The sequence below is a fragment of the Tianweitania sp. genome (assembly GCF_032053605.1).
Taxonomy (GTDB): domain Bacteria; phylum Pseudomonadota; class Alphaproteobacteria; order Rhizobiales; family Rhizobiaceae; genus Tianweitania.
In genome coordinates, this window is sequence record NZ_DAMBUH010000085.1 from 406 (window position 1) to 9,648 (window position 9,243).

The 9,243-nt window shown below is 62.4% G+C and carries 7 protein-coding genes; 4 read left to right on the forward strand and 3 right to left on the reverse strand.

The genetic code is table 11. The features are described from left to right. Nucleotides 1–13: 13 nt before the first annotated feature. Both RTX98_RS15930 and RTX98_RS15935 read right to left on the reverse strand, forming a co-directional pair. Entirely contained in the window at nt 14–1,099 is a 1,086-nt protein-coding gene (locus tag RTX98_RS15930) for a hypothetical protein (protein ID WP_312797819.1), read from the reverse strand. Between the two features lie 193 nt (nt 1,100–1,292). Then, entirely contained in the window at nt 1,293–1,742 is a 450-nt protein-coding gene (locus RTX98_RS15935) for a GatB/YqeY domain-containing protein (protein ID WP_312797828.1), read from the reverse strand. Nucleotides 1,743–2,040: 298 nt separating this feature from the next. On the opposite strand from RTX98_RS15935, the gene carA reads away from it, so the two are divergent. After that, the gene (gene carA / locus RTX98_RS15940) at nt 2,041–3,267 is read left to right on the forward strand and encodes a glutamine-hydrolyzing carbamoyl-phosphate synthase small subunit (RefSeq protein ID WP_312797820.1); all 1,227 of its coding nucleotides are present in this window, start codon (nt 2,041–2,043) and stop codon (nt 3,265–3,267) included. 55 nt (nt 3,268–3,322) lie between these two features. On the opposite strand, the gene RTX98_RS15945 is transcribed toward carA, so the two are convergent. After that, a complete protein-coding gene (locus RTX98_RS15945) occupies nt 3,323–4,225 on the reverse strand; it encodes a neutral zinc metallopeptidase (RefSeq protein WP_312797821.1) in 903 nt (300 codons plus the stop codon). A gap of 275 nt (nt 4,226–4,500) precedes the next feature. Here RTX98_RS15945 and RTX98_RS15950 point away from each other — a divergent pair, with 275 nt between their 5' ends. From RTX98_RS15950 to RTX98_RS15960, 3 genes are all read left to right on the forward strand, one after another. Then, nucleotides 4,501–5,382: an alpha/beta hydrolase gene (locus tag RTX98_RS15950; RefSeq protein ID WP_312797822.1), complete on the forward strand. Its 882-nt coding sequence runs from the start codon at nt 4,501–4,503 to the stop codon at nt 5,380–5,382. A 186-nt stretch (nt 5,383–5,568) separates the two neighbouring features. Continuing rightward, nucleotides 5,569–9,051, forward strand: a complete 3,483-nt coding sequence (carB, locus tag RTX98_RS15955; protein WP_312797823.1) for a carbamoyl-phosphate synthase large subunit — start codon at nt 5,569–5,571, stop codon at nt 9,049–9,051. A 4-nt stretch (nt 9,052–9,055) separates the two neighbouring features. After that, nucleotides 9,056–9,243: type II toxin-antitoxin system HicA family toxin (locus tag RTX98_RS15960; RefSeq protein WP_312797824.1), on the forward strand; the 188-nt coding region annotated here is incomplete at its 3' end.

Consider the following 9,243-nt stretch of genomic DNA (forward strand, 5'->3'; position numbering starts at 1 on the left):
GCACTAGCGCGCTCTACAATATTGTTATCGGCGGGGTTGGAACGATCCGCCGACGGCGTCGCGGATAAGGCGGAACAACCGTTGCAATGCCACGTGCGATCACCAGCACGCTGCGGCGAAGGAACAGCAGAACCGTCAGCAGCCAGAGAAGCGCCGAGCCCAGCAGTTCGGTCAGCCTGAACAGCGGCTTGACGAGGCGTGCCGCAACCCGCCCGGCATCTGGCACGACCCGCAACACCGCACGGTAGCCCGGGCCGAACTGCTCCGAGATCGCCGCCAGCCGCCGCAAACGCACCGGTTCATCTACCAGCGCCAAGGTTTCCAGCGTGCCGCGCACGCCCTGTCGGCGCCCGACGCGGCCGAGATCAACGGCACTGTCCTGCAACCGTGAAAGTACCGCCCGGTCAAGGCTTTCCGCAGCTGCCCGCCGTGCAGTAGTGAAATCCAGTCGGCGCAAGGCCGTCGCCGCTTCCTCGACCTTGCCGATCTTCAGCGCACCACGCAGTTCCCGCGCCATCACCGTGACGAATCGCGGACGCAGCAGCCGTGCCTTGCGCGCGATCTTCAGCGTTGAAGCACCCAGCTTTGCAGGCGTCGCCGCACCGACCGAAACGACGCTCGCGCCGGTCAGCGCCAACCCGATGCTGGCGAGGCTCATGATGAGAATGTCGTGGTCGGGGTAGGCAGCGGCCTGAACCATCAAGTCCTTCACGTCGCCGATCGCCGTGAGATCGAGTGCCAAGGCCGCCGCAAAGCCGGCCGGCGTCGTAGCCTCGCCATGAACGAAGCCGGCCCAGACATCCCCGCCGAAATCGGCTACATCAAATGCCGTCGCATCCGCTACCGCCTGACGAAGATCCTCCGGCATGGTGAGTGTCCGCTGATCGGCCAGAACAAGGTAGCTCGCAGCAAGCTCGCCATCTCCCTCAGCCAATGCTTGGCGAGCATTGACGAGGATCTGCTCGGACGGCACAGCATCCAGCTCGATGCGCGTCTGCGCAACCGGGTCGAGCGCCACCCGCACTAGCCGCACTGCCATCAGCGCCTGCGGCAGCGACTCCAGTCCGCTCGCCAAAGCCGCCACAAAGGCTAGCAGCATCGCCAGCCTTCTGAAGCTGCGCCGGATCATGTCGAAGCTTCGTAATAGATAGAGCCGCAAGTGCGGGCGTTCAGCGTGTTCCCCTCCCCCTTGAGGGGAGGGGTTAGGGGTGGAGGTCCATCCGCGCCAGGAATACCCCCGCCCGCACCTTCGGCGCGACCTCCCCTCAAGGGGAGGATTGAGGGCTCAGCCCTTATTGCAGCATCTCCTTCACGATGCCGCTCGCCTTGCTGAAGTCCATCGCGCCGGGATAACGCTCCTTCAAGGCGTTCATGCACTTGCCCATGTCGCGCAGGCCGCTGGCGCCGAGTTCGGCGATGATGCTTCGGCAGGCCTCGCGCACTTCGCTTTCGCTCATCTGCTTGGGCAAAAAGTCGCGGATGATCTCGATTTCCTCGCGCTCCTGCTGCGCCAGTTCGATGCGGCCGCCTTCTTCGAATGCCTTCGCGGATTCTTCGCGCTGGCGCACCATCTTGCCGAGGATCGCCAGGATTTCCTCATCCACCACCGGCTCCTTGGCCAGGCCGCGATTGGCGATGTCGCGATCGTTGATGGCAGCAAGGATCAGCCGCAGCGTCGAGGTGCGGCGCTTGTCGCCTGCCTTCATCGCAGTCTTGAGGCCGTTCGCGAATTGATCGCGCAGCATGATGGTGGTCTCCATTTCCCTGAAGTCCATAGTGGCTTTGCCTGGCGGCCGGAAGGTCTCCCAGACATCGAAGCCGTGGAAACCCGCAATATGCCTCGCAAAAACGCCGGCTTTCCTGTTGTCCGGTGGCGCCAAGCGGATTATGTGGAGGAGGTTCCGGTCCATGAGTTTGCACTCAACCGACAACCATCCCGCCAAATGGCTTTGCATCGTGTATTTCCAGGCGCAGCCCATAGCGTGCGCTCGGGAAGAGCCAAAGCCAAACCGAAGGCGCAGCGAGGCAGTGGAGAACGAGATGGATCAGGCAACCGAAACAACGGCGACCCCCGCAACTCAGCCATGGGACGATGAGATCGCCACAGCCGTTCTTGTGCTGGCCGATGGAACGGTGATCGAAGGCAAGGGTCTGGGCGCAGCCGGCGAAGCGGTCGCGGAAGTCTGCTTCAACACGGCGCTGACCGGCTACCAGGAAATCCTGACCGATCCGTCCTATGTCGGCCAGATCGTCACCTTCACCTTCCCGCATATCGGCAATATCGGCGCCAACAATGAAGACATCGAGGACCTGACACCCGCTGCCCGCAACGGCGCGGTCGGCGCGATCTTCAAGGCCGACATTACCAATCCCTCGAACTACCGTTCGGCCTCCGACCTCGACACCTGGCTGAAGAAGCGCGGCGTCGTGGCGCTGGCCGGCATCGACACGCGCGCGCTCACCGCGCTGATCCGCGACAAGGGCGCGCCGAACGCCGTGATCGCCCACGATCCTAACGGCAAATTCGACATCCCCGCCCTGCAGGCGAAGGCCAAGGCCTGGTCAGGGCTCGTCGGCCTCGATCTCGCCAAGGACGTCACCTCCGGCCAAAGCTCGGTGTGGAACGAAACGCCTTGGGCCTGGAACGAAGGCTTCGGCGAACAAACCGAGCCCACCATGCATGTGGTTGCCATCGATTACGGCGTGAAGCGCAACATCCTTCGCCTCCTGTCCGGCCTCGGCGCCAAGGTCACCGTCGTGCCTGCATCCACGGCTGCGGAAGACATCCTCGCCATGAAGCCGGATGGTATCTTCCTGTCGAACGGCCCCGGCGACCCGGAAGCCACGGGCGAATACGCCGTGCCGGTGATCCAGGATCTGCTCAAGGCCGACCTGCCGACCTTCGGCATCTGCCTCGGCCACCAGATGCTGGCGCTTGCGCTCGGCGGCAAGACCGCCAAGATGCATCAGGGCCATCATGGCGCCAACCATCCGGTGAAGGATCACACCACCGGCAAGGTCGAGATCGTCTCGATGAACCACGGCTTTGCGGTGGACAGCCAGTCCCTGCCCGAAGCCGTCGAGGAAACCCACATCTCGTTGTTCGACGGCTCCAACTGCGGCATTGCGCTCAAGGGTAAGCCGGTCTTCTCGGTCCAGCATCACCCGGAAGCCTCGCCCGGCCCGCAGGATTCCCACTACCTCTTCCGCCGCTTCGTGAACCTGATTCACGAACGGCGCGGCGAACCCCTCCTCGCCGAACGTTAAGAACAAAAAAGGCCGGCATTTCGCCGGCCTTTTTTGTTGAAGCAAGAACCCAATCTTACACCGGGTTGTTGAACGTATCGCAATCGCTCAGGCGGCCGTTCTGCACGCCGCGCTGGAACCAGCTGCGGCGCTGGGCCGAAGTACCGTGGTTGAAGCTGTCGGGCACAACATAGCCCTGGCTGCGCTTCTGCAGCGTGTCGTCGCCGATCTGCGTGGCAGCGTTCAGCGCTTCCTCCACATCGCCTTTCTCCAGCAAGCCCTTCTGATCGGTGTAGTGCGCCCAAACGCCGGCAAAGCAATCCGCCTGCAGCTCGACGCGCACGGACATGCGGTTGGCTTCTTCCGGGCTCATGCTTTGGCGCATCTGGTTGAAGCGGGGCAGGATGCCGGTCAGGTTCTGGACATGGTGGCCAACCTCATGCGCAATTACATAGGCCTGCGCGAAGTCGCCCGATGCGCCAAATTGCTGGTCTAGTTGCTGGAAGAAGGTCGTGTCCAGATAAACGCGCTGGTCGTTCGGGCAGTAGAACGGGCCTGAAGCCGACGATGCTGTGCCGCAAGCCGACTGTACCTGGCGGCTGAACAACACCATGCGCGGCTCTTTATAAGTCTGGCCTTCCGCCTGGAAGATGCCGTTCCAAGTGTCTTCCGTTTCAGCCAGCACGGTGGAAACGAACTGCGTCATCTCGTCGGAAGCCTTGGTATCGACCGTGCGGCTTTGCGTCTGACCACCACCGCCACCCAGGCTGCCACCACCCGACAGCAACTCCAGCGGATTGATGCCGAAGATCCAGGCTGCGATCAGCAGAATGATGATGCCCGTGATCCCGAGGCCGCCACCGGCGCCACGGACGGGAATGCGCATGGGGCCGCCCATGCGTCCGCCACCACCGAACATACCACCGCCGCCACGGCGATCCTCGACATTGGAGCTTTGACGGCGCCCTCTCCACTGCATGGCAAATTCCCTCGCACAGATGCGCCGGCAGCAAGGTTGCTCCGGCTAAAACACATAACTTGCGATCAGGTGGTAAGTTGCAGAGGCGCAACAATTTCTACAAAGCAGATTTGTTCCACGAAGAAGACTTCACAAACCCGTGTTTCAATGATGCAGTGCCACATTCGTGCTGCAATAAAGCTGGAAGTGGCTGCCAGCCGCGATGAACGGCTTGCGGCGATGCTAGAACTCACCGCGTTAACCCACTGTCAACCAACCTGTTTCAGGGTCAATCCATGATGCGCATTCTTGCCACCGCGGTGATCTCCAGCCTCCTTATTGGCGGAACAGCGCTGCCTGCTTCGGCGCAGATCGAGTGTGGTGCTTCCATGAGCAACAAGGCGAACGTCACGCCATCAGCGAAATGCCTGGTTGAGAAAGCTTCGCTCACCAATGCGCCTGTCGGGACGAACGCCGCCAAGGCTGCCGCCAGCAATCCGTTGACCTCCGTCACGCGCTCGCAGGCCTTCGTCGCGAACTACCGCAAGGCGACCACCAAGGGCTCGCCGACTTTGATCCTGCTGCATGGCTCAGGCGGCAACGAAACCAGCCTGATGGATCTTGCGGCCAAGGTCGCGCCGGGTTCCGCATTGCTGGGCATTCGCGGACGTGTCGTGCAGGACGGCATCAACCGCTGGTACAAGCGCGTCACGCCCACCACCTTCGATCAGGACGACATCCGCTCCGAAGCCAACGCCTTCGCCAAGTTCATGACAACGGCGCAAAAGGACTACGGCATCGACCTGAACAACGCGATCTATCTCGGCTATTCCAACGGCGCCAATCTGCTCGCCGCTCTCTCCTTCCTGCACCCCGATCTCGTGCAGCGCGCCGCCCTCTTGCGCCCAATGATGGTTCTGAAGACCCTGCCGGACGTCAATCTCGCAAAGGATTCCATTCTGGCGGTCGCCGGCAAGAACGACGCCACCTATGGCAGCTTCGCGCCGGGTCTGGCTGATGCACTGCGCGGCAAAGGCGCTGAGGTCGTGGGCAAGACCGTCGAACTCGGTCATCTCCTCGGCGACGCGGATGTCAGCGCCGTGAAGACATGGCTGGCCTCCTTGCAGGAAGAGCAGCAGGCACCCGCGGCAACGACGCTCGCAGCCTCCGCCGAGTAAAGCCCGGGGCAAAACGCCCGGCGATAGTCATGTGAATGATGGCTGTCGCCCCGTTTTTTGGGGTTACACAAGCCCGCACTCTCCCCTATAAGACCGGCCTAGCCCAAGATTAAGCGTGTGCGCAGGCCGGCCGGTTCATTCCGTCCGGCTTTTCAGCGCAACGCGCATGCCAGATGGATCCGAGCCATGCCCAAACGCACCGACATCAAGTCCATCCTGATCATCGGTGCGGGTCCGATCGTTATCGGCCAGGCCTGCGAGTTCGATTATTCCGGCACCCAGGCCTGCAAGGCCCTGAAGGAGGAAGGCTACCGGATCATCTTGGTCAACTCCAATCCGGCCACCATCATGACCGATCCGGAACTGGCCGATGCGACCTATGTCGAGCCCATCACGCCGGAAGTCGTCGCCAAGATCATCGCCAAAGAACGGCCGGACGCGCTGCTGCCGACCATGGGTGGCCAGACCGCGCTGAACACGGCCCTGTCGCTGCGCCGCATGGGCGTGCTCGACCGCTATAACGTCGAGATGATCGGCGCCAATGCCGAAGCCATCGACAAGGCCGAAGACCGCTCGCTGTTCCGCGAAGCCATGGCCAAGATCGGCCTGGAAACGCCGAAGTCGATGCTGGCCAACGCCTCGGCCGTAAAGGACACCGACAAGCAGGCGCACAAGGCGCGCCGCGCCGCCTTGAAGGCCAGCAACCCGGACAATCTCGACGCCCAGCTCGACGCGCTGGAAACCGAGTGGAACCTCGGCGAAGGCGACCGCAAGCAGCGCTATGTCGGCCACGCGATGGGCATTGCGGCCCAGGCGCTCGATCATGTCGGCCTACCTGCCATCATCCGGCCGTCCTTCACCATGGGCGGCACCGGTGGCGGCATCGCTTATAACCGCGCCGAGTTCTACGAGATCATCGCATCCGGCCTCGACGCCTCCCCCACCACGGAAGTGCTGATCGAGGAAAGCGTCCTTGGCTGGAAGGAATATGAGATGGAGGTCGTCCGCGACAAGGCGGACAACTGCATCATCGTCTGCTCCATCGAAAACCTCGATCCGATGGGCGTTCATACCGGCGATAGCATCACCGTCGCGCCGGCTTTGACACTGACGGACAAGGAATACCAGATGATGCGCAACGCCTCGATCGCGGTGCTGCGCGAGATCGGCGTGGAAACCGGCGGCTCGAACGTGCAGTTCGCCGTCAACCCGGCCGACGGCCGTCTAGTCGTCATTGAAATGAACCCGCGCGTGTCGCGCTCCTCGGCGCTGGCTTCCAAGGCCACCGGCTTCCCCATCGCCAAGGTCGCAGCCAAGCTGGCCGTCGGCTACACGATGGATGAGCTCGAAAACGACATTACCGGCGGTGCGACGCCGGCCTCGTTCGAGCCGTCGATCGACTATGTCGTCACCAAGATCCCACGCTTTGCCTTCGAGAAGTTCCCCGGCGCCGATAATGTGCTGACCACAGCCATGAAGTCGGTCGGCGAAGTCATGGCAATCGGCCGCACCTTCCAAGAGTCTCTGCAAAAGGCCCTGCGCGGTCTTGAAACCGGCCTGACCGGCCTCGACGAAATCGAAATCCCCGGCCTCGGTATCGGCGAAGACCGCAACGCGATCCGTGCTGCCCTCGGCACCCCGACGCCCGACCGGTTGCGCATGGTGGCGCAGGCCATCCGCATGGGCACTTCGCTCGAAGACGTCCATGAGATGTGCAAGATCGATCCTTGGTTCCTGGAGCAGATCGCCGGCATCATTGCCATGGAAAGCCGTGTGCGCGATCACGGCCTGCCCAAGGACGCCCGGAATCTGCGCAAGCTCAAGGCCATGGGTTTCTCCGATGCCCGCCTCGGCTCGCTTGTGAAGAGCGACGCGCAAGCGATTCAGAAGATTCGCGAAAAGCTCGACGTTCATCCAGTTTATAAGCGAATCGACACCTGCGCGGCCGAGTTCGCGGCGCCCACCGCCTACATGTACTCGACCTACGAACTGCCTTTTGCCGGCCAGGTCGCCGACGAAGCGCGCGTGTCGGATCGAAAGAAGGTCGTGATCCTCGGCGGCGGTCCCAACCGCATCGGGCAGGGCATCGAGTTCGATTATTGCTGCTGTCACGCCGCCTTCGCACTGGCCGATGCCGGCTATGAATCGATCATGATCAACTGCAATCCGGAAACGGTCTCCACGGATTACGACACGTCCGATCGCCTTTATTTCGAGCCGTTGACAGCCGAAGACGTGCTCGAGATCCTGCGCACGGAAAAACAGGCCGGCACGCTCCATGGCGTGATCGTGCAGTTCGGCGGCCAAACCCCGCTCAAGCTTGCGGCAGCGCTGGAACAGGCCGGCATCCCGATTCTCGGCACCTCGCCGGATATGATCGACCTCGCCGAAGACCGCGACCGCTTCCAGAAGCTCCTGCACAAGCTCGGCCTTCTTCAGCCGAAGAACGGCATCGCCTATTCGGTCGAACAAGCGCGGCTGGTTGCCGGCGAACTCGGCTTCCCGCTGGTTGTGCGCCCATCCTACGTGCTCGGCGGCCGCGCCATGCAGATCGTGCATGATGCCGGCCAGTTGCAGAACTACCTGCTCGAAACCGTGCCGGGCCTCGTGCCGGAAGACATCAAGCAGAAGTATCCAAACGACAAGACCGGCCAGATCAACACGCTGCTCGGCAAGAACCCGCTTCTGTTCGACACCTATTTGACCGAAGCGATCGAGGTCGATGTCGACGCGCTTTGCGACGGCGAGAACGTCTATGTCTCCGGCATCATGGAGCATATCGAGGAAGCCGGCATCCATTCGGGAGACAGCGCCTGCTCCCTGCCCGTCCATTCCCTTTCGGAAGAGCTTGTCGCGGAACTGGAGCGCCAGACGGCTGCCATGGCGCGGGCCCTGCATGTCGGCGGCTTGATGAACGTGCAATACGCCATCAAGGACGGCGACATCTTCGTGCTCGAAGTCAATCCACGCGCATCCCGCACGGTGCCGTTCGTCGCCAAGACTGTCGGCCGGCCGATCGCCAAGATCGCTGCCCGCATCATGGCCGGCGAGACGCTCGACGGTGCCTTCGATCATTACGGCACCAAGCCGAACCCGCATAAGCTCGGCCATATCGCGGTCAAGGAAGCCGTGTTCCCCTTCGCCCGCTTCCCCGGCGTCGACACATTGCTCGGACCGGAAATGCGCTCGACCGGCGAAGTGATCGGCCTCGACCACGATTATGCCCTGGCCTTCGCCAAGGCGCAGCTCGGCGCCGGCGTCGACCTGCCGCGCTCCGGCACGCTGTTCGTGTCCGTGCGCGACGAAGACAAGGAGCGCGTACTGCCGTCGGTGAAGAAGCTCGCCGAACTCGGCTTCAAGGTCATGGCCACCGGCGGAACCTCGCGCTTCCTGAAGGAAAACGGCGTCGAAGCGGAAAAGGTCAACAAGGTGCTGGAAGGCCGTCCCCACATCGAAGACGCCATCCGCAACCGTCAGGTCCAGCTGGTCTTCAACACCACCGACGGCCAGAAGGCGCTGTCCGACTCCAAGTCACTGCGCCGCGCGACCCTGATGCAGAAAGTGCCGTACTACACCACCCTCTCCGGCGCTGCCGCCGTAGCCGAAGCCATCGCCGCCCTCAAAGCCGGCAGCCTGGAAGTCCGGCCATTGCAGGATTATTTCCGGTAAGGAGATGCTGAAAAACAGTCGCGATATCATCCGCCGGCTCGAAGCCGACGGATTCGTGCTTGTCTCGGTGCGAGGGTCACACCACAAGTACAGGCACCCTGCTAGCGGCGCAGTGGTGATCCTGCCGCATCCGCGCCGTGACATTCCCTCAGGCACGGTGCATTCTATCTACAAGCAAGCAGGCTGGAAGAA